The organism is Klugiella xanthotipulae (assembly GCF_006716695.1).
Lineage (GTDB): Bacteria > Actinomycetota > Actinomycetes > Actinomycetales > Microbacteriaceae > Klugiella > Klugiella xanthotipulae.
The window spans coordinates 23,441-43,417 of record NZ_VFPN01000001.1 but is presented as its reverse complement, the minus strand read 5'-3'; the positions used below and the strand labels follow the sequence as shown (position 1 = coordinate 43,417).

At 55.2% G+C, this 19,977-nt stretch carries 11 protein-coding genes; 2 read left to right on the top strand and 9 right to left on the bottom strand.

Going from position 1 to position 19,977, the window contains the following annotated elements; translation table 11 throughout:
• The first annotated feature begins 157 nt into the window (after positions 1-157).
• Positions 158-1,380 (top strand): IS3 family transposase gene (locus FB466_RS00165; RefSeq protein ID WP_141914895.1). Its coding sequence is split into 2 segments (ribosomal slippage): positions 158-443 and positions 443-1,380, totalling 1,224 coding nucleotides; the frame shifts between segments, so codons are not numbered across the junction.
• 221 nt (positions 1,381-1,601) lie between these two features.
• Here the strand turns inward: FB466_RS00165 and FB466_RS00160 are convergent.
• The 5 genes from FB466_RS00160 to FB466_RS00140 form a co-directional block, all read right to left on the bottom strand.
• Entirely contained in the window at positions 1,602-2,054 is a 453-nt protein-coding gene (locus tag FB466_RS00160; protein WP_141914892.1) for a restriction endonuclease, read from the bottom strand.
• The gene (locus FB466_RS00155) at positions 2,047-5,106 is read right to left on the bottom strand and encodes a type I restriction endonuclease subunit R (RefSeq protein ID WP_141914889.1); all 3,060 of its coding nucleotides are present in this window, start codon (positions 5,104-5,106) and stop codon (positions 2,047-2,049) included. The genes FB466_RS00160 and FB466_RS00155 overlap by 8 nt, the downstream gene beginning before the upstream one ends.
• Positions 5,103-6,266 carry a restriction endonuclease subunit S gene (locus tag FB466_RS00150; protein WP_141914887.1) on the bottom strand — a complete coding sequence of 388 codons (1,164 nt, stop codon included), beginning with the start codon at positions 6,264-6,266 and terminating at the stop codon, positions 5,103-5,105. Before FB466_RS00150 ends, FB466_RS00155 begins: the two co-directional genes overlap by 4 nt.
• Positions 6,263-7,186, bottom strand: coding sequence for a restriction endonuclease (locus FB466_RS00145; protein WP_141914884.1), 924 nt, complete (start codon positions 7,184-7,186; stop codon positions 6,263-6,265). The genes FB466_RS00150 and FB466_RS00145 overlap by 4 nt, the downstream gene beginning before the upstream one ends.
• Before the next feature lie 184 nt (positions 7,187-7,370).
• Positions 7,371-8,939 (bottom strand): type I restriction-modification system subunit M, encoded by a 1,569-nt coding sequence (locus FB466_RS00140; protein WP_141914881.1) that lies wholly within the window; start codon positions 8,937-8,939, stop codon positions 7,371-7,373.
• A gap of 371 nt (positions 8,940-9,310) precedes the next feature.
• Between FB466_RS00140 and FB466_RS00135 the strand changes: the two genes are divergently transcribed.
• Positions 9,311-9,592, top strand: a complete 282-nt coding sequence (locus tag FB466_RS00135; protein WP_141914878.1) for a helix-turn-helix domain-containing protein — start codon at positions 9,311-9,313, stop codon at positions 9,590-9,592.
• Positions 9,593-9,660: 68 nt separating this feature from the next.
• On the opposite strand, the gene FB466_RS00130 is transcribed toward FB466_RS00135, so the two are convergent.
• The 4 genes from FB466_RS00130 to FB466_RS00115 are packed head-to-tail and all read right to left on the bottom strand — an operon-like array spanning position 9,661 to position 19,760.
• Positions 9,661-11,826 (bottom strand): AAA family ATPase, encoded by a 2,166-nt coding sequence (locus FB466_RS00130; RefSeq protein ID WP_141914876.1) that lies wholly within the window; start codon positions 11,824-11,826, stop codon positions 9,661-9,663.
• Positions 11,823-14,849, bottom strand: a complete 3,027-nt coding sequence (locus FB466_RS00125) for a restriction endonuclease (protein ID WP_141914874.1) — start codon at positions 14,847-14,849, stop codon at positions 11,823-11,825. Before FB466_RS00125 ends, FB466_RS00130 begins: the two co-directional genes overlap by 4 nt.
• A gap of 6 nt (positions 14,850-14,855) precedes the next feature.
• Positions 14,856-16,823, bottom strand: a complete 1,968-nt coding sequence (locus FB466_RS00120) for a site-specific DNA-methyltransferase (RefSeq protein ID WP_170205957.1) — start codon at positions 16,821-16,823, stop codon at positions 14,856-14,858.
• Positions 16,824-16,877: 54 nt separating this feature from the next.
• Positions 16,878-19,760, bottom strand: a complete 2,883-nt coding sequence (locus tag FB466_RS00115; RefSeq protein ID WP_141914871.1) for an SNF2-related protein — start codon at positions 19,758-19,760, stop codon at positions 16,878-16,880.
• Positions 19,761-19,977 lie beyond the last annotated feature (217 nt).

The window sequence follows — 19,977 nt, the reverse complement described above, 5'->3', positions numbered from 1 at the left end:
CCGGGGGAGCGGCCCCTCAGCGGGCAGGAGCACGGCGCGTTTCCCCTCGAACTCCAGGTGCCCCACCACTGCTCGATACTCGGAGATGAGCGAGGTTCCGCAGTGAACTGGTTTGGCCTGGGTTTAGTTCCGTACTTTCAACAAGGATAGGAACACCATGGCAAACAAATATGAACCAGAATTCCGTGAACGCGCGCTGCGTATGCTCACCGAAGCGCTCCCCGAGCATACGAGCCTCAACGCAGCCAGCAACCAGGTCGGCAAGCTCCTCGGTGTCTCACCAGACACGCTGCGTATCTGGCATCGTCAAACGCTGATCGATACTGGCCAAAAACCCGGCGTGACCACTGATATGAACGAGGAGAACCGGCGACTGCGCCGCGAAGTCGCTGAACTCAAGAAAGCAAACGAAGTCTTGCGAGCTGCGAGCATATTTTTCGCCAAGGAACTCGACCCCCCACGAACGAAATGATCCAATTCATCGATACCTATCGTGATCGTTTCGGGGTTGAGTTCCTGTGCCGTGTGCTGGGCTCGGCAATTCGTGGGTTTCTGACGTCCCGAGGATATCGGGCAGCGAAACACAGACTCCCGTCGGTCAGGAAACTACGCGACGAGATTCTCGTCACCGAGATCCGTCAACTCCACAAACAGCACTACAGCGTCTACGGGCGCCGCAAGATGCACGCCCTCCTCACCAGAGCAGGGTGGGTCATCGGACGCGACCAAACCGAGCGTCTGATGAAAATCGCCGGAGTGCGTGGGGTACGTCGTTCGAAGAGAGCCTTCACAACAACGAGTGACGTCAGGGATCAGCTGCCGGGTGATCTCGTCGAACGCCAGTTCGTGGCCGACGGGCCAATGAAGTTGTTGGTGTGTGACATCACTTACGTTGCTACGTGGGCTGGGTTCGCATACACCGCGTTCATTATTGATGTCTTTGATCGTAAGATCGTTGGCTGGAACGTTGCCTCAACACTGAAAGCTGAGATACTGCCGCTGCAGGCGCTTGAGATGGCGGCCTGGCAATCAGGTGGAACGCTCGACGGGGCCGTGCATCACAGCGACCACGGATCGAACTACATGTCGATGGTCTACTCCAACCGCGTCAGAGAACTGGGGGCGATTCCTTCAACGGGGACCGTAGGTGACAGCTACGATAATGCCCTGGCCGAGTCAGTGAACGCGCTCTACAAAGCAGAACTCATCCGCAGGCGTGGCCCCTGGAAAACAGTTGAGGAAGTCGAACTCGCCACCCTGGAGTATGTGTGGTGGTGGAACAATGAGCGCCTCCACGGCGAGCTAGGCAGGCGAACCCCGGTCGAGGTTGAGACGGCGTACTATGCTGAGGCGCAGTCACTCGTGACAACCGTCGAGTGATGAACAAAATAGTCGGAACTAAACCCAGGCCAAACCATTGCTCTCGCCTTGCATGGAGATCAGCAACAGCCTTTTTTACGGCAGGAACTGTGCGAGATAGGTCTGCCCCTCGTCGTGACTCCCGCTCCGCGAGAGCTTTGAAGCTCCGGACCGAATAGGGTACTGTTGCCATTAGGCGCTATGACCTCCCGCATTAACGAACTTCCTAAGGTTTTCTATCCTCATAGATTCCAGCCTTCCGGGGATGACTTTGCGTAGTCGATATTCAGGGCCTTGAAGTGTTCGGTTGCGGCATTGATCTTGGCTTTTTCGGTGGGGCGGAGCAGTTCTACGTTCGAAGTGCTCTTGGTCTCGCGGATCATGTAGATGCGGTCAGCGCCGTCCTCGTGCTTCACGATCGCCCAGTCTGGGTTGTATGGCCCGACGGGGGTGTCGATCTTGAACTTCGCCGGGAGCTTCATGAATATCTTGATATCTTCGCGAGCATCAAGCTTCTTCGCGAACGTCTCTTCGGTGCCAGAGTCAAACAGCACGTAGTCGAAGTCGGTCTTCTCCTGGTTTTGCACCTTGTAGAGCTGGTCAAAGAAGCGATTTGAATCGTCTTGACTGTCTCTGTGAAGCTCGCGTACTTCGTAAACACCACCCCCGAAGCTCGCGTATTCGACATTAGGCATTGCTGCCTCCTCCGCCCAACCCACTAAACCGTTCAAAGAACGCCTGCAGCAACTCAACCACGCGCTGCTTTTTCTCACCGTGACCACCGCTGCGGGCGAAGCGCGACACGGGCGGCAGCACGCGGGTGATCTCGACACCACTCGTACGCAAAACCCCATCGCGGAACGCCGCCGCCATAAACCGCTCAGTCTCTTCCTCGCGCAGCGACTCTGCCGCGATAATCGCCGCCAGCTCCCGCTCACGCTCAGTCGCGACATACGCTCGCCACTCAGCATCGATCTCGCCGGTCACCGACACCGAGTCCACGAAGTTCTCGATCAGATCCTTCTTGTTGCGTAGGGTAGGGCTCGAGTCGATCGCCCGCGAAATGCCAGCGCGCAGCTCAACATCGTCGCCGTCGCCGCGTTCGTCGCGGTACTTTTGCACGAGCATCAAAATGTAGTCAACGTTGATCTCAACCTGTTTGATCAGCTCAATCTCAAACACCACGTCATCGGCGATGCTTTCCTTTTCACTCCCGGCGGCTTTCTTCCGCTCGTTCCAGAGATCAAGATACGTCGACTGGAAGTCTTGCCGGTCACGCTCCGTGAGTATTTCATCGGCGGCGAAGTCATCAAACGACGTCAGAATGTTCCGCAGCCGCAAGATATCGCCGTACAACCTGGCGAACGCCCGCTGCTCATCCTCACCGACAATCAATTCACCCGGCACATATTGGGCCAGCAGGGCAGTGACTTTCTCCGAATACTCCTCGAAGTAGTCGCGGTACGGTTTCAGCAGCACGATCCCGGTGGCGTGCTTGTTCCCAAACAGAGCGATCGCGTCATTCGTTGCAGCCTCAAGATCACGGAACGCGACAATATTTCCGTAGGTCTTAACGGAGTTCAGGATCCGGTTGGTGCGGGAGTACGCCTGGATCAGGCCGTGACTCTTCAGGTTCTTATCCACCCACAGCGTGTTCATCGTCGTCGCGTCAAACCCGGTCAAGAACATATTCACGACAATCACGAGATCAAGTTCACGGGTCTTAAGCCGCTGAGACAGGTCTTTGTAGTAGTTCTGAAACCCGTCAGCACTCGTGTCGTAGCTGACACCAAACATCGCGTTGTAGTCCGCGATCGCACCCTCAAGGAATGCCCGCGCATCGCCAGTCAGCGCATCCGTCTCAAAGCCTTCCTCATCCAGCATCCCGTCTTCGGTGTCCGGGTTCGCCGCGTACGAGAAGATCGTCGCAACCTTCAACCGCTGATCCGGCACAAGCCCAGCTTGCTGCCGCTGAAACTCGAGGTAGTAGCTACGCGCGGCGGTGATCGAAGCCGTCGCGAACAACGAGTTGAAGCCACGCACCCGCCGCTCACCGAGCGCGTACCCCTCGCTGCGTTTTGTCTTCTGATCGAAGTGCTCCCGAATGTACGAGACCACCTGCGATACGCGTACGGGGGCGAGCAGTGCGGTCTCGGTGTCAATCGCCGAGACTTGTTTGTCGCCGACGTTGCCGACCTTGATGGTGTTGACGTAGTCGATGCGGAACGGCAGCACGTTCTTGTCCGTGATCGCATCCACAATCGTGTACGTGTGCAGCTTGTCACCGAACGCCTGCTCTGTGGTCCGCAATTGCGGGTTGCCACCACCTGAGGAGTTCTCGGCAAAGATCGGCGTGCCGGTAAACCCAAACAGGTTGTACCGTTTGAACGCTTTCGTGATCGCGGTGTGCATGTCACCAAACTGCGAACGGTGACACTCATCAAAGATCAGCACCACATGCCCGCCATACACCTCATGCTGCTTGTTGCCCGCGATGAAGGTAGAGAGCTTCTGAATCGTCGTAATAATGATCTTCTTCGACGGGTCTTCCAACTGCCGCTTCAGCACCGCCGTTGACGTGTTCGAGTTCGCAGCTCCCTTTTCGAAGCGGTCATACTCTTTCATCGTCTGGTAGTCGAGGTCTTTACGATCCACCACAAAAATGACCTTGTCGACGCTGTCGAGACGGGAGGCGAGCTGCGCGGTTTTGAAACTGGTGAGTGTCTTTCCGGATCCGGTGGTATGCCACACATACCCGCCCGCGGCGATACTCCCCAGGGTGTTGTAGTTGGTGGAGATGTCGATTTTCTGCAGAATCTTTTCGGTCGCGACGATCTGGTACGGGCGCATGACGAGCAGCAACCGGTCGCTCGTGAGTACGCAGTAGCGGGTGAGAATGCTGAGCAGGGAGTGTTTCGCGAAGAACGTTTTCGCGAACGCGGTCAGATCAAGAATGGGGGTGTTCTTTGCGTCAGCCCACCACGAGGTGAATTCGAACGAGTTGGACGTCTTCTTTGAACGCCTCGCCCCGGTCTGGTCGTTGATGTGCTGGCGGCGGGTGGTGTTGGAGTAGTACTTCGTCTGGGTGCCGTTTGAGCTGACGAACAGTTGCACGTAATCGAAAAGGCCACTGCCTGCCCAGAAGCTGTCGCGCTGGTAGCGGTCGATCTGGTTGAACGCCTCACGAATCGGCACCCCGCGACGTTTGAGCTCGATGTGCACCATCGGCAGGCCGTTGACGAGCACGGTCACGTCGTACCGGTTTGAGTAGTTCGCTCCGCCACTGTGCCCAGTTTCCCCATGCCCGCGATCTACGGCGTACTGGTTGATGACCTGCAGGCGGTTGCTGTGGATGTGCTGCTTATCGATCAGCGAAATGTTCTTCGTCGTGCCGTCGTCTCGGGTGAGGAGCTGCACGTGGTCTTCTTGCATGCGCACGGTCTTTTCGACGATCCCGTCACCGGCACTCGCGATTCGCGTCTCAAAGAACTGCTTCCACTCGGTGTCGCTGAACTGGTAGTCGTTGAGCGCTTCGAGCTGCACCCGCAGGTTCGCGACAAGTTCAGCTTCGCTCGTGATGTTCACGTACTCATACGCTTGGGTTTGCAGCTGCTTGATGAACTCAGCTTCGAGTTGCGCCTCGGACTGATAGCTCGCTTGATCACGCGGATCCGGTGTGTACTCGACGACAACGGTCTGCTCACCACCGAACGCGACAATGTCGTAGTTTTTGGGATGCTGATTCATGCTGCCACCTCCAGTTCTTTGAACGTGAGCAACCGGTCACGGTAATGCTCGTACTGCTGCCGCCGCGAGGCAAGCTCCGCCGGAAGCCCCACCGACAAGTCATTCACCAACGAATCAAACTTGTCCAAAATCGCGACGATGCGCCGCTGCTCCTCAATCGAAGGTAGCGGGACAGGGCAGGTCAGGAACATTGGCCGCCTCAGTGACGTCACGGACGCATGCACAGAAGTGCGTTCAAGGTACCGTGCAAAACTTGATACGAGATAGTGATAGATGTAGCGAGGCTCGATACCAACGTTCGGCACGATTCGATACGCACGTTGGTGCAGCGCGTACTTCCCGCTGACATAGTGGAACACCTTGCCGACACCTACACCATCTCCGGCAGTAATGACCGCGGTGTCTTCGAAGTCAAACGAGTTCAGGCGAAGAGGCTCGCGGCCACGCGCAAAGAAGGCATACGCCCCTTCATTGATCGCATCTTTTGTGTCGTGACTGCCCGTACCGATCGTTGCGATCTCCCCGAGCGGCACCTGCTCAACGTCGTCGCCGAAATCGAGCAACGATCCACGATAGTGCTCGTACTGTTGTTTGCGGGCTTCCAGCTCCGCTTCCAGCTCCGCTTCCAGCTCCGCTTCCAGCTCCGTGAACATATCAAGAATTCGCACGATCTCCCGCTGCACCGCAAGCGGCGGCACCGGCACCCGATAATTCATAATCGCTTCTTTGTTACCGCGCGGCATCTTTGCGCCTTTCGCGTTCTGCATGTTGTACGCGAAGAAGCCATCCGAGGAGAGTATGTAGAACAAAAATCCTGAGTCAAGCCGCTCGCTGAAATCCTGAACGATACGAATAGCCAAGACATCGCCGCTACAGCCGCCGCTTCCCGTGGCAAGCCAGATCTTCTTGAGATAAGGGCGTATGTTTCCGATGAGCACGTCACCTGAGACGTACGCGGTCAATCGAGCGGTATTGGGAAGATACGTGGCAGAGACTTTCCCGGCTTTGTTGGGCAGGAGGTTATCAACACCAACAAAACTTGTCTCGTCGAGTTCTTCTGCATCCACCCTTGTGGTGGAGTACTTTACGACAGTGCCCAGCACAAAGTGTTCCACCCCGTCAGGGCAGTGCTGCGCGATCAACTCGTCAATGCGGCTCATGCGAAGAAGTCCTCGTCGATCTCGACGACCTTGTAGGTTTCTTTGACCTGCACGCCAACACCGTAGCGAATCATGAGGCTTGTGAGTCGCTTGCCATCGATGAGAATGATACGTGTCGGAACCGTATGCACGTACCTGCTCGCATGCTCCGAGAAATGGCTCGTCGTGATGAATACACCGCTGTCTGCCTTGCCAGCGAGAGCCCCCACAAACGCCTGCAGATCCGGACGCCCCACCGCATTACCCTCGGCGTAACGCTTGGCCTGAATGTAAACGCGATTGAGTCCGAGAATGTCTTGATCAATCACGCCGTCGATGCCGCCATCGTTGCTGAGCTGCGTAACACTACCCGCCCCGGTGGTTCCGCCATAACCCATAGCGAGCAAAAGGTCGACGACCGCGTGTTCGAAGAAGCCAGGCTCCTTGCCGCGGAGGCGTTCCAACAGCTCAGTCGCCACTTCCTCATGGATGCGTTCGATACCACTCTGCACTTGCTCAATCGGCGTCAACGATGATTCTTCAACTTCGACGGTCTCCTGACTGGCCTTTGTGCGCGGCCCAGTGGACTGGTAAATGCGGATCGGCGAGTTCGAGTCTGCACCGAGCGCTTTGATGTCGCGTTCCAGAACGCCATTGGGAAAGCGCGCAAGCAATTCCTTCCCAGCTTCCGTGATCTGGTAGTGTCCCCGCTTCGGGCGTTCGAGAGCACCTACATTCGTCAGAAACGAAACACCCCAGCCGATGCGGTTCTGGTACTTAAGCTGATTGCCAGATGGCAGCATCTCAGTCTTTTGCTCTGGGGTGAGCTTTGCTGCGTCAGCGACAAGAGGCTGAAACTCACGCCAGTGCCGAACAACACCATCGCTGAGCACACGCAGCGTCGGAGTCATGAACCATTCCCAAGTCGGCATTTCTGTCATGAGCAAATCTCTCTCTGCTGAACCTGTCGGGATTTCCCACACCTTGCCCCAGTACCAACGGTCAAGGAATTCTTGACAGTTCGGTTGACCTCAGCTCGAACTGTTCGGAGATTCCGAACAGTTGCCCTTCGCGCGAGTTTGCCAGTAGCTCGGCCGAGAACAGCTCCCTGATCTGAGGCGTTCGTCATTTCGTACCTCCCTCAAGATCGGCGACGATCGCGTCGATCGAGGTGCGCAGCTCGGACTGGCGGGCGACGATCTGCTCGATACGCGCGTTCAACTCGGTGATGTCGATCACCTCGCGAGTGTCCTCCTGCTCGACGTAGCTCGACACCGCAATGTTGTAGTCGTTCTCGGCGATCGCGCTGTTCTTCACGATCTGGGCGAAGTGGTCTTGCGGTGCACGCTCGTCAAGTGCGTTAAGAATGTTGTCGAGGTTCGCTTGCGACAGTTTGTTCTTGTTGCCTGTACGCACAAACTCCGCCGACGCGTCAACGAAGATCACATCGTCTGTGTGCTTCGACTTCTTCAACACAATGATGCAGGTGCCGATCGTCGTGCCGAAGAACAGATCAGACGGGAGCTGGATCACAGCCTCAACATAGTTATTGTCGATCAGATACTTGCGGATCTTCCGCTCCGCGCCACCCCGATACAGAACTCCGGGGAACTCAACGATCGCAGCGGTGCCGTCGGTCGCTAGCCAGTGCAGCATGTGCATCGTGAACGCCAGATCGGCCTTCGATTTCGGGGCGAGCACACCGGCAGGCGCAAACCGTGGGTCGTTGATGAGGAGCGGGTTCGCGTCACCCTCCCACTTAATCGAGTAGGGCGGGTTGGAGACGATTGCTTCGAACGGTTCGTCGTCCCAGTGCGCGGGTTCTGTGAGTGTGTCGCCGAGAGCAATGTCGAACTTCTCATAGTTCACGTCGTGCAAGAACATGTTGATGCGCGCGAGGTTGTAGGTCGTGAGGTTGATCTCTTGCCCGTAGAACCCGCCCACGTTTTCCTTGCCGAGTACCTTCGCAAACTTCAACAGCAGTGATCCAGAGCCTGCTGCCGGATCGTAGACCTTGTTGATGCGCTTCTTGCCGCGCGTCGTGATGAACGCCAGAAGTTCTGACACCTCTTGCGGGGTGTAGTATTCACCGCCAGACTTGCCAGCGCTTGACGCATACATCTGCATCAAGAACTCGTATGCGTCACCAAATAGATCGATCGAGTTGTCGGCGAAATCACCGAGCGGGAGCCTGCCGATCTCGGCAAGCAGTTTCACGAGCTTCTCGTTGCGTTTCGCGACCGTGTTGCCGAGCTTCGTGCTGTTGACGTTCAAGTCATCGAAGAGGCCTTTGAGATCGCCTTCACTCGCACTGCCTACGGCGGACGCTTCGATGTTGCGGAACACTGTCTCGAGTGTTTCGTTGAGGTTTTCGTCTTGTGCGGCCCGTGCCCGAACGTTTTCGAATAGCTCGGAGGGGAGAATGAAGAAGCCTTTTTCGTGCACGATGTCTGCGCGAGCGAATTCGCCGTCGCTGTCCGAAAGCTTCGCGAAATCAAAGCCGGTGTTGCCCGTTTCGTGTTCACCTTTGTTGATGTAGTTGCTCAGGTTTTCGGAAATGAAGCGGTAGAACAGCATGCCGAGAATGTACGTCTTGAAGTCCCACCCATCGACTGAACCGCGCAGGTCGTTTGCGACCTGCCAGATGGTCTTGTGTAGTTGGGCTCGTTGGGCTTCTTTGGACGTTGGTGCCATGTGTCTTCTCCTGCGCATCAAAGTGCGCTAAATGTTCGTTTGCTCGATGGGATCCACGCTACCGGTGACGACAGACGCTGAACTGCTGCCGCGCCGCACGCCGAAGCGTGATGGGCGATGCAACAGGGAATAGGTCACTTCACGACCATGTGCTGCAATCTAGGGATACCGGCCAAAGGGGGTTCGGACAGTTCTGCAGAAACAACAAAACCCCGGAACTCCGTTGATATTTCAACGATGTTCCGGGGCATTCTGTCGGGCTGTTCTCGTCCCATGCAGAAAAAATAGAACAGGGGTGGAAGTTGCTTGAATTCGCTCCCGCTGCCCCAAAACTTAGCACACCAGCACCTAAGACCCGCACACTCAGGCGAGTGACACCGGAACGACTCAAACTGATGATCGCCGACTACGACGCAGGGATGTCAGCCCGCGAAATAGGGAAGCGCTACGGTCATGGCCGCGACACCATCATGAAGCACCTTGCCGCGGCAGGCATCGAATCTCGAGTTGCTGTGCCAAGCGACGAAGAAATTGCGACCTGGAGACAGCTCCACGCTGAAGGGCTCGGGTTCAAGACCATCGCCAAGCGGGTGGGGCGGAATCACAAGACGGTGAGGAAGCACATCAGCGAGAGAACCGTCCATGGCGGGTAAATTCAGATCTCCATAAATAGTCGTTGGCGTCCCCGGCCACACGGATGACTGCCGTCCTCGAAGATACGCTAGTCAACTATGATAGGCCGGTGTGAATCAATCAGTGCCTCGCATTCCTTGACAATGTGCTCAGGAACCGCGTCAAACTTCCGCGGGTCCAGTTGCATGAGGTATTCGTTTTCGATATGGAACGACTCGTTCACGAACTTTTGAAATGGTGAGCTCGCCTTCACTTGGACAGAGGGGAGTTCTGAAAAAATCCTGAAGAGCTGAACCTTCTCGTACCCAGCGGATGCCGCATCAAATCGAGCGATCAAGTCCCCTTCGGCGCGTAGGTCGGCAACAGTTGAACTGTAGTCAAATTCAGGCAGGTTCAAGCATGAACGCACCAGCTCTGTGCTCTCATGTATTTGGTCAGGAGTCAGATCTATCTGCCTACCATCCAGTTCCTGGCGGGTAGGTACTTCTCTCAGGTGAAGGAGGCTTGACAACAGTTGGTATCCAAGCCCGTAGTCACCGCTCACTTCTAATCGTCGTCGAAGATATATACACTTGATAGCGATGTCCGACGCCTCTGAGATGTTGCGGTCACAGATCTGAGCAAATGTTTTTACGTCATCGCGTAGTATCCTATTTTCCTCGAGGACGCCGTCAAAAGACCGCAGGAAATGTGCGACTGCTTGATCTCCCATACCTTTGCGCAGAGGGCCACTCACCAGCATGTCAATTACGGGTTCGATGTCGTGCGTCAGGAAAAGTGTGGTGAATTGACGAATCCCATCATCGTTATGGAAGAGTTTATGCAGAATCGCAAACTTCTTCGTCTTATCAAAGCTAGAGACCGGGTCATCAAGAATTACAAGATCGGGTTTTATTTGTTTGACCTGATGCATAAATAGCACCAATGCAAAGGCGTTCTTCTCGCCATAGCTTAAGTGTTGCCCTGCTTTTCCTAAGTGCCCTGCAGAATCTTGATGCTCAAGTATCATCTTAAACGTGTCGCCATCGGGGATGATTCTAACCGAGTACTTGTAACCCGCAGATCTCAGGAAGTCATTGATTGATTCCTGGTTTGATTCAACGAGTTTCTTTACGCGCCCTTTTTGCCTGTCGACTGTTACGGCAACCTCGGCAATCTTCTCAGCGACTTCATCGAGCTTTGTGTTGATCGCGTCCGTAACCTCTTTTGTCTTCGGTGATGCCAGGGTTGAGAGTAACGGTAAGTCAATTTTTAGCTTCGCAAGCTTTTCCTTGATATTTCGATCTTCCTGAAACGCGAAGAAAGATACATCCCTGACCTCTGTAAGTTTGGCTAGAAGGGTAGTGATATGTGCCTGAATTGTCGAAAGAAACGTTAACTGCTCAGGTGTCAGGCCGTCGATCACTGTTGTAATCTCCTGTAACTGCGCGAGATTCGATGGCTCGACGTAGTCTCCCAGTTGATCAACCACTGAGCGGATGGCATTGAGATTTTTCACGGCGGCAGACTCGTACTCGGTTGAAACCCTTTCGGCAACCGCTCTATTTAGGTTTGGAACCGAGCAGAATGGGCAATTGTCCGAGTGGTCCAAGAAAGCTTTCCCCTTGGACTGCCAGCTGATCCAGCCTCCAGGATCGGCTCCCTCTAGAAATCCCTGAAAACCCTGAAGCTCGTTCGGGATCTTGTGGAGTTTTCCTACCATTGACAGCGCTTTGAAGCCACTACTCGTCTTCGAAATTGCTCCGGCTTTGGTAACTCCGAAAACATCTCGGAGCCGCGTGAAACCTGCGATTGCCTCCTCGAGGTGGGGGTCCTGCGAGAACGTATCCTTCAAGGACTCAAAAAGCTTTGCAATGTCAGCGAGGCCCTGTCTGTATTCCTCCGTATTGATGAACACCTCAAAGCTATCCTTGAGAACCTCGGTGGGTTGAAAAACAAACGCAGAAACATAGTCCTCATCGAAGACGAGTGCGCTTTTGATATCGTCAGCCCCGAGAACAGAAGGTCGTGCGCCTTTCGCATCGTCTTTGTGTTTGAATGGCGTGTATTGTTCTAGTTCTTTTTCACCTTTCGTGCGCGAGTCGAGAACTCGAGCAATTGTGCTTTTCCCAGTTCCGTTTGGGCCGTACTTCACGTTGAGCTTACCCTTGAACAGCTGGATTCGACCGCGGTCGATGCTGTTGCAATTCTCCAAGGAGATGTCGTGAACTGAATCCGTCGTCGCCAGTGATTTGTCAAGCAGGTGTTCGGTCATAGGTTCCAGCCTTCCGGGGATGACTTTGCGTAGTCGATGTCTAGGGCCTTGAAGTGTTCGGTTGCGGCTTCGATCTTGGCTTTTTCGGTAGGGCGGAGTAGCTCTACGTTTGAGGTGCTCTTGGTCTCGCGGATCATGTAGATGCGGTCAGCGCCGTCTTCGTGCTTCACGATCGCCCAGTCTGGGTTGTATGGCCCGACGGGGGTGTCGATCTTGAACTTCGCCGGGAGCTTCATGAACATCTTGATATCTTCGCGAGTATCAAGCTTCTTCGCGAACGCCTCTTCGACGCCAGAGTCAAACAGCACGTAGTCGAAGTCGGTCTTCTCTTGGTTTTGCACCTTGTAGAGCTGGTCAAGGAAGCGATCTGCATCGTCCTGACTGTCCTTCTGAAGCTCCCGCAATTCGTAGATACTGCCCGCGATCTTCTCGTACTCCACACCCTTCACGACAATCTTCGCCAGCTCAGCCTTGATCACTCGTTTCGCCATCGCGATGAAATCATTCGGGTTTCCGATGAACTCATCAAGACGCTCACTCTTAGTCAAAATGTCTATAATGGTTCGACGCGTGAGCTTAGTCTCGTCTTGCAGCTCGGTAATGATGTCAGGGAGGTCGTAGCTTCCGCGCAGCTCCGCAGTTCGTACGCCGCGCTCTTCCGCTTTCGCACCGCCGCGCTCAATCTTCAAGCCTGCCTTTGTGATCTGAATGCGGAGAGGTGCAATGCGAGGGTTAGCAACCAGGTCACGCAAATTCTCGACAGACTTTTGGATCAGCTCGTCGCGATCAACCTTCACTCGGTACGTGGTCTTGCGGCTGATCGCGTACCAGAACTCTTCAAACTCTTCAGACCAGTACAGCTCCTTGTTGAGCGTGCGGAGTTCTTTATCCTTCTTCCGCTTGACGAGCTTGTCTAGCTTGCACTTGTCAATCAGCTCAATGACCACTGGTGAGGCCCAGGTGATGTCGACCGGCAAACCAAGGTCGAAGCCGATGACATTCGGCGTGAATGTCTCGAGTACACGGCCTTCTTTGTCCAAGAAGCCGTTCTGCATCAACGTCTCCCAAATGCGTACTGAGGCATGGTAACCAAGTGGGGTTTCGTTCTCGCCATCAACGAGCGGAATCTGCGCGAACTCACCTCGGCGCACGAACCCGAGCTGCACGCCAGCCTTCTTGTACTCGTCTTGCAGGCTCTTCGCGAACTCTGCATAGGACTCGTTCGCAATCACCGTCAGCTGGGCAACGCTCGAGTCGGCTACTCGCTCATAGTTGCGGTTCACTGGAAGGCGGAGACCCCGGCCAATGGTCTGCCGTCGCTCGGTTTCTCCACCCATTTCGCGCAGCGTACAGATCTGGAATACGTTCGGATTGTCCCAGCCTTCGCGAAGCGCTGAGTGGCTGAAAATGAAGCGGGTGGGGGTATCTTCACTGAGCAGACGGACCTTGTCTTTCATGATCAGGTCGTAGGCATCATCGTCTTTGGCTGTGGTACCTTCACCCTTCGAATCCACAAACTCCAGGTGAGCAGCTTTGCCGGTGCCTTTCTTCATCTGCGCGAAATAGGCCTTGCGGTAGTCTGCCGGGTCGCCGGGAAGTAGCTCCTTGTAGGCGGGGAAGCGATCTCGTTCTTCGCGGAACAGTTCGTCGAACCACTTCACATATTGACCGTCAGAGTCATCGTTGTTCGTACCGTTGCCGAGGAAGTTGGCAACCTTGTCGATAAAGAACAAGCTCAGCACTTTGATGCCTTGCGGGCGCAGCTGTGCTTCTTTGCGAAGGTGCTCCTTGATTGTCTCGCGGATCATCTCACGGTAGATCTCCTGAGAGTTGCCACCGATCTCCTCACCCTGATTCAACAACGAGTGCTTCGTCAGCTCGACGAAAGGTAGCCCCGAACCATCAGGCGATTCGAACCCCATATTCATAATGCGCCAACCCTCGTAGACCGGGTTATCGGAGACAGACTTGGCAGACAACTCTTGATCTTGTTTGACCTTCTTGGTCATTCGCTGCATTGATCCGTCGGCCTTGCGACATACGAGTTCGAGCTTCGCTGCCCACGGATTACTCAGGACATCGACAAGTCGAATAAACGGGGCAGCATCGGCACCCTGCTGGCGCGCTTCGGCAACGACGATCTGTTTCACGAGACCCTTGTCGTGAGCATCGACAGGGTCAAGCCGGTACACCACGTTGCGCGTCTTGCGGTGGGTCGCACTGTAGCGCAGTGTGCAAGTCGGAGCGAGGTCTTCGACCGCACTCTGGGAGAGCTTGGATTCCATATTCTGCGGTTCATCCATGATGACTACGGGGCGCGTGGCTTTTAGGTAGTCAATTGGTCGAAGCCCCTGGAGCTTGTCGCGGGTCTGATGAATGATGCGCGAGTTCGCATCACCCCGGATCGAGTCGATTGTCATCACCAAGATCTGGACGTTTGTCGACGTCGCAAATGATTGCACTTCTTCAGCGGCCTTGCCGCTATACACCGAGGAGTTAAATGGTAGAGCAGGGTAGAGATCACGGAAGTGTTGCCGCATTAGCTCGATACTTGTATTCACGCCCTCACGGATCGCCACGCTTGGAACGAGGATAATGAACTTTGTGAAGTTGTACTTCTGCGCAAGCTCAAAAATGGTGCGGAGGTACACGTACGTCTTGCCGGTACCGGTCTCCATCTCGATATCAAAGCCGAACCCTTCGTCAGCAAGCATCGCGCTCGGTTCAAGCCCATTTCGACCTTGCACCAGCCGGAGGTTTTCGAGAATCGTGTCACTCTCGACAATGAGGTTGTTGCCAATCGCACCGATCTCTGCTGCAATCTCTGCTTCACGCGCAGCGTGCTCAGCGATGCCTGGGAGTTCTGCGCTACCTGTTTCCGTGACTTTCACTGACCCGCGGAGGCGGGTAATGAGCAAGTCGGCGTCTTTCGGCTGTCCGTCGAAGAGGTCAGTGACCGCTGCGATGGCATCGAGTTGAAACTGCTGCTTATCGTCAAACTTGAAGGTCTGTGTGTTCGACATGATGCCCTATGCCGTCCACAGTTCAATGCCGTTGGTCTTGCATAGCTGGGCAAGGTTGGTCTTTAGTTCGTCATCGCCGTGGAACGCGTCTTCAAGAACAATGATCTTTCCGCCTGGGATCTCAGCTACCATCGCGCGGAGCTGCTCGAGCGTCGGTTTGACGTGCTCATTCAGGTACGCAAGTACTGCAAGGTCACCATCGGACTGAAGTACAGCGCGCAGGTCAATACCTGCGACCTCACGAGGCTCAATTCGTTCAGTTAGCGAGAACCCTTGCTTGAGCAGGATCTCTGTAAAGAGGTCGTCTGGCGTCGCATCGTCATCGGCGCTGTCGCGAAGACTCAGCAATTGCTGCTCCAGCTCAGGAGCATCGACATCGCTTGCTGCCCGCCACTTTGAGAAGTTCGTTTCCGCAAGCCCGAAAGCGCGGAAACCAACGTCAAGCTGCCCGATGGAATCTGTCTTGAGTTGGTTGCTTTTTGTGTTGGCGAGCATCTCACCGGCCTTCGAGATGCGTATTCGAGCGAGGTCGGCAAGTGTAGATTCTGCAGGCTCGCTTGCAGGTTCCGGTAGCTGCACTTGGAGGAACCTTCTGTTCCCGTCGTCACGCAGATTAGCCTGCATTGTGGCATGTGCCGTAGTTGCGGAGCCAGCGAAAAAATCAAGAATTAGCGCGTTCTCGCTGGGGCGTGTGAATACAGTAATAAGGTACTCAATGAGCCCAACTGGTTTTGGGTAGGAGAATCTTAGTCCCCATGATGCAAGCAGTGAGCTGTTTTGCTTAGTAGTGCCGAGGTTGCGCAAAACTGACAATACATGCCCTTGATCTTGGGCGCGGCGCTTCAGCATGTAGATGGCGCCAGTTTCACGGAGTTCGAACCAAGTTTCACGCCCGTCGGAATCCTCAATAGGTGCACACCCGTTGCGTATGAATAGGTCGAGCAGATTCCTTGAGCTCCATCCGCTTTGAACCCGAGCAGGTGCCGACACCTTCCCGCTCTGGACCAATATTTCATCTAGTATGTGCGGGAAGGTATCGTTGCGTGAAACGATACGGCCAGAGTCGAAGCTCGTGGGGAATCCGACAGGCAGCTCAACTATAGACGGGGGATTTGCTGCTCCGTTCTTTGTGATTGAGTTCTCGATCAGATCGCGATAGAGCTTACTGTCTTCGGAAATATTCGGATCAATAACTGATGGCCTAGCCAGCTTCTCGGTGTCTCGGGCGTAGGCCAAAACGTACTCGTGAACACCTTTGATCTTGCTCTGTTGGTCAACATTTCCTTCGTTCAGCCATACGAACTGCTCGATCAGGTTGTTTTCCCCGAAGATCTCATCGCAGAGCCGACGTAACTGAGCTTGCTCGGCCTCACTTATCGAAATGAGTATGACACCATCGTCGGTAAGTAGATTCCTGGCCAGTTTGAGTCGGGGGTACATCATGCTTAGCCACGCTGAATGGTAGTGTGGGTTGTCCGTAGTGTTCCGAGCATTAGAACTTTTCGCCTTGCCATTTGCGTCAAGCTGGCCCGTGTACTCCAGGTATGTTTGAAGCCCATCGCGGTAGTTGTCAGAGTAGACGAAGTCCTTACCGGTGTTGTAGGGCGGGTCAATGTAGATCATCTTGATCTTGCCGTGGTAGTGACGCTGCAAGATCTTGAGCACCTCGAGGTTGTCGCCCTCAATGAAGACGTTCTGCGTGGTGTCCCAGTCTTTCGAATTCTCGAAGTCGGGCTTCAGCGTCGCGGTGGTTGGCTCCTGTGCCACACGAAGCGCACCCTTCTTGCCCGGCCAGAACAGGCCAAAGTGTTCGTTACCATCGGCTGCGTCTCCGTCGAGAAGCTCCTGGAGCTTGACAACGTCCACCTTGCCGTCAGCAATAGCCTCGGGAACAAGCTCAGCCAACTGAGCTGCAAGCTCCGTGCGGAAGTTAGGAGTTGATGAAGGTGTCTCGTGGATATCGTCGTTGCTCATATTCATTTCCTCTAGTTATAACATTCTTTGAAGTTGCTGGGAACTACTCGCTGCTTATGTGACGACCCGCCACCGTATCGAAAACAGATGCTGCGTCTCTTTGGTGCCTGTGAGTGCCTGCAAAATTAGCTCGAGCATGTCATCGGCCTCATCGCGCAGTTTGCGTCGCATCGCACGGTACTCGTCCTCCGCGTCATCGACGCGGCGATCCCACTTCGATGCCTCTTTCTTGAGCCGCAACTCCTCAAGCGGATTGTCGGCATTGCGCGCAGCCTTGCGGGCCTCGCTCTGTTTCTTGCGGTACTCACGAATGGCCGCTTCGTGTTCAGCGCGGCGATCCTTCATGTTCCTATCGAGAATCTCTTCCTGCTGGTTGTAATACATCGCGTTGCGGCCTTGAACCTCACGCTCATACGCAAGCTTCTGCGCGCTCAGTCGCTCTGCGAAACGCGCGCCATCAATCGGGGTAGACGGAGCCTGTTCGATGCAGGTGAGTTCCATGAGGTCGGCCACCAACTCTTCATCGATCCAGTCGCCGCTGTCGGTGTAGCCGCCCGCCAGCATGTACGACTCCGAGATATCATCATGCTTCGCGGTCATTTTGAACGTCACCAGATCGACCGTAAGTTCACCGCTCGTGCCCTCAACCGCCTTCACTGCAGCGCCAGCGCGCGGCGATGCACCAAGGCTAAATGTCAGCTCTTGGGTAGGGGTAGCTCGCTGTTTTGAGGTGTCGATCACATACTCAGCGAGCGGGCTTGCGTACCGGTACTGGTGCGCGTGGGGCTGCGGCTTTGACTTAAAGAAGTATCGCCCAGTTGGCGTGTCTCGTACCGGGGTTCGGTTGAGCGTGAAACCATGCCCGTCTTCTTCAAACTCAGCAAACGAAGACAGCTCGTGCCTGGTGACCGCAAGTAGGAGTCGCTCAAACTTATTGAGCACCTCGCCAGACTGAGCATCATACGACTTCAAGCGGTCTTGCACATTCGGGTCGAGATTGTCGAACACCTTCGACTTAGCCTGTGCCATCTCAGACGAGATTTCTTCAGAATACTGATCTTCGAGCTTCTTGAACGCAAGATCAATCTCATCGGCGGTCTTGCAACTATTGAGAATATTCGAGATGTTCTTCTCAAAATCTAGACCATCTTCGATAGCGCCGAGCACCTGATCCGACGCACCAAAAACACTCTCAAACAAGTGAAACTTCTCGGTGAGTAGCTCCAGAATGCGTTGCTCCGCGAGGTTGCCCTTATTGGAGAAGTTCACCACAATCACGTTGTGCTTTTGCCCGAACCGGTGGATGCGGCCAATGCGCTGCTCAACGCGCTGCGGATTCCACGGGAGGTCATAATTGACGAGCATGGCGCAGAACTGCAGATTGATCCCCTCCGCTGCCGCCTCGGTCGCAATCATAATCTTGCCCTGATCGCGGAAGTAATCAACCAGAGCCTTGCGTCGATCCACCGCCGGAATGCCCGTAATCAGGTCGCTGCCCTGATTCTGCGTTAGCCAGCCTTTGTAGATCTGCGTCGCACCCGGGCTGTCATTCGTGCCGTTGAAGAGCACCAAGCCCTCGCCGCGACCGGCTTCTTCAAGGGTGCGCGCGATGTACTGCTGAGTCTTGGTGGAGTCAGTGAAGATGATCGCCTTCTCAGGTGCGCCAATCTCACGAAGCCGCTCGAACCCTTGATCGAGGGCCTCGCTTAACTTCACAGCCTTCTGGTTCTCGCGGATCGAGCCGGCGAATGCCGCATACTCCCTGAGTTCAGATACCTCGGCCTTGATCCGCTCATGCAGCGAAGGATCGCCGAAGTGCACAGGGGCATCGGGTATCTCATCAATCTCTTCGAGTTCATCACTCGTGAGGTCACCATCGACCACCAACGAGCCGCGCCCATCGCGCCTGCGCCCCTCCGCGAGTTCAGCCGCAAGGCGGTTTGCGATGTTCTCGAGTGTGCTCGCAACGGCATATGTTGAGGAGCCGAGCCGCTTACGGATGATCAACGCGGAAAGGTGACGCTGACTGCCAGCGAAAGCGAACAGTTCGTCGCGCTGCAGATAGTCATTGACGAGATCGTAGAGCCGAATCTCATCAGGGGAAGGCGTGAACTCCATCGTGAGCGGGGAGCGCTTTGTGAAGCGGATGTATTTGTCGGCGTCACGGCGCAGGGTGCGTTTTGAGATCGTGGCGACCCGGTCGACAAGGTCGTCATCGCCGGTAAGGTCGCGATTCTTGACGTAGCGCTCTCGGAACGCCTCGAGCGAATGAAAATAGGTGGGGTCAAAAACAGACACTAGGCCGAAGAGTTCATCGAGACGGTTCTGAAGCGGGGTTGCGGTCAACAGCACTGTCTTCGCTGCGTGCCGAACAACCCGGGACACTGCCGATGGCATCTTGGCGCGGTCGCCATTCCAGAAGTTGCGCAATCGGTGAGCCTCATCTGCGATGATGAGATCCCACTCGCGCGACAATGCCGCTTCGTGGCGGAGCACAAACTCGTACGAGCAGATCAGCACCTGCGCCTTTTGAGAATCCTGCGCCTGAAGGATCCGATCCTTCGACTTAGAATCGATAAGCGCGGAGGGGATCAGGAACTTCTCGTGCAGCTCCTGCTGCCACTGCTGGCGGAGACTCGACGGGGCAATGATGAGTACGCGGCGCTTCCGCTCCGCCCAGTACTGACTGATGACGATCCCGGCCTCGATGGTCTTGCCGAGACCCACCTCGTCGGCAAGAATCACACCCGGCAGAAACGGGGTTTGGAGTGCGAAGAGAGCCGCATCGATCTGGTGAGGCTTAGGTTCAACCTGCGCGTCAAACAGGAGGCCAGCGAGTTTGCCGACGTGATCGTTCGCGTAACTACGCTGCAGCTCGTAGGCGAAGTACTTCGCCTGGTGATCTGTCAGCTTCGCGGTGAGCGGGTGGGGTGCCATGTGGTGCAGTCTCCTACGCCACGGGGGCGTGATTCAGTTATCGTTCCATTCTTCAATTCACAGTACTAGCCACCACCGACAATCGCAGGGAGAATGTATGCGGAGGAACGTACGTGTCGCACTGTGCAACCTAGTTGGTCTGCTGTAATTGTCTCATGAACTGGGGTTTTTGGTAAGAAGGCACGGAGTTAGCGAGCGAGGCATCCGGCGACCTGTG

Excerpts from the sequence above, each read along its gene's own strand:
- FB466_RS00160 (WP_141914892.1), bottom strand. The coding sequence starts at position 2,054 with ATGCCTAATGTCGAATACGCGAGCTTCGGGGGTGGTGTTTACGAAGTA.
- FB466_RS00155 (WP_141914889.1), bottom strand. The coding sequence starts at position 5,106 with ATGAATCAGCATCCCAAAAACTACGACATTGTCGCGTTCGGTGGTGAG.
- FB466_RS00150 (WP_141914887.1), bottom strand. The coding sequence starts at position 6,266 with ATGAGCCGCATTGACGAGTTGATCGCGCAGCACTGCCCTGACGGGGTG.
- FB466_RS00145 (WP_141914884.1), bottom strand. The coding sequence starts at position 7,186 with ATGACAGAAATGCCGACTTGGGAATGGTTCATGACTCCGACGCTGCGT.
- FB466_RS00140 (WP_141914881.1), bottom strand. The coding sequence starts at position 8,939 with ATGGCACCAACGTCCAAAGAAGCCCAACGAGCCCAACTACACAAGACC.
- FB466_RS00130 (WP_141914876.1), bottom strand. The coding sequence starts at position 11,826 with ATGACCGAACACCTGCTTGACAAATCACTGGCGACGACGGATTCAGTT.
- FB466_RS00125 (WP_141914874.1), bottom strand. The coding sequence starts at position 14,849 with ATGTCGAACACACAGACCTTCAAGTTTGACGATAAGCAGCAGTTTCAA.
- FB466_RS00120 (WP_170205957.1), bottom strand. The coding sequence starts at position 16,823 with ATGAGCAACGACGATATCCACGAGACACCTTCATCAACTCCTAACTTC.
- FB466_RS00115 (WP_141914871.1), bottom strand. The coding sequence starts at position 19,760 with ATGGCACCCCACCCGCTCACCGCGAAGCTGACAGATCACCAGGCGAAG.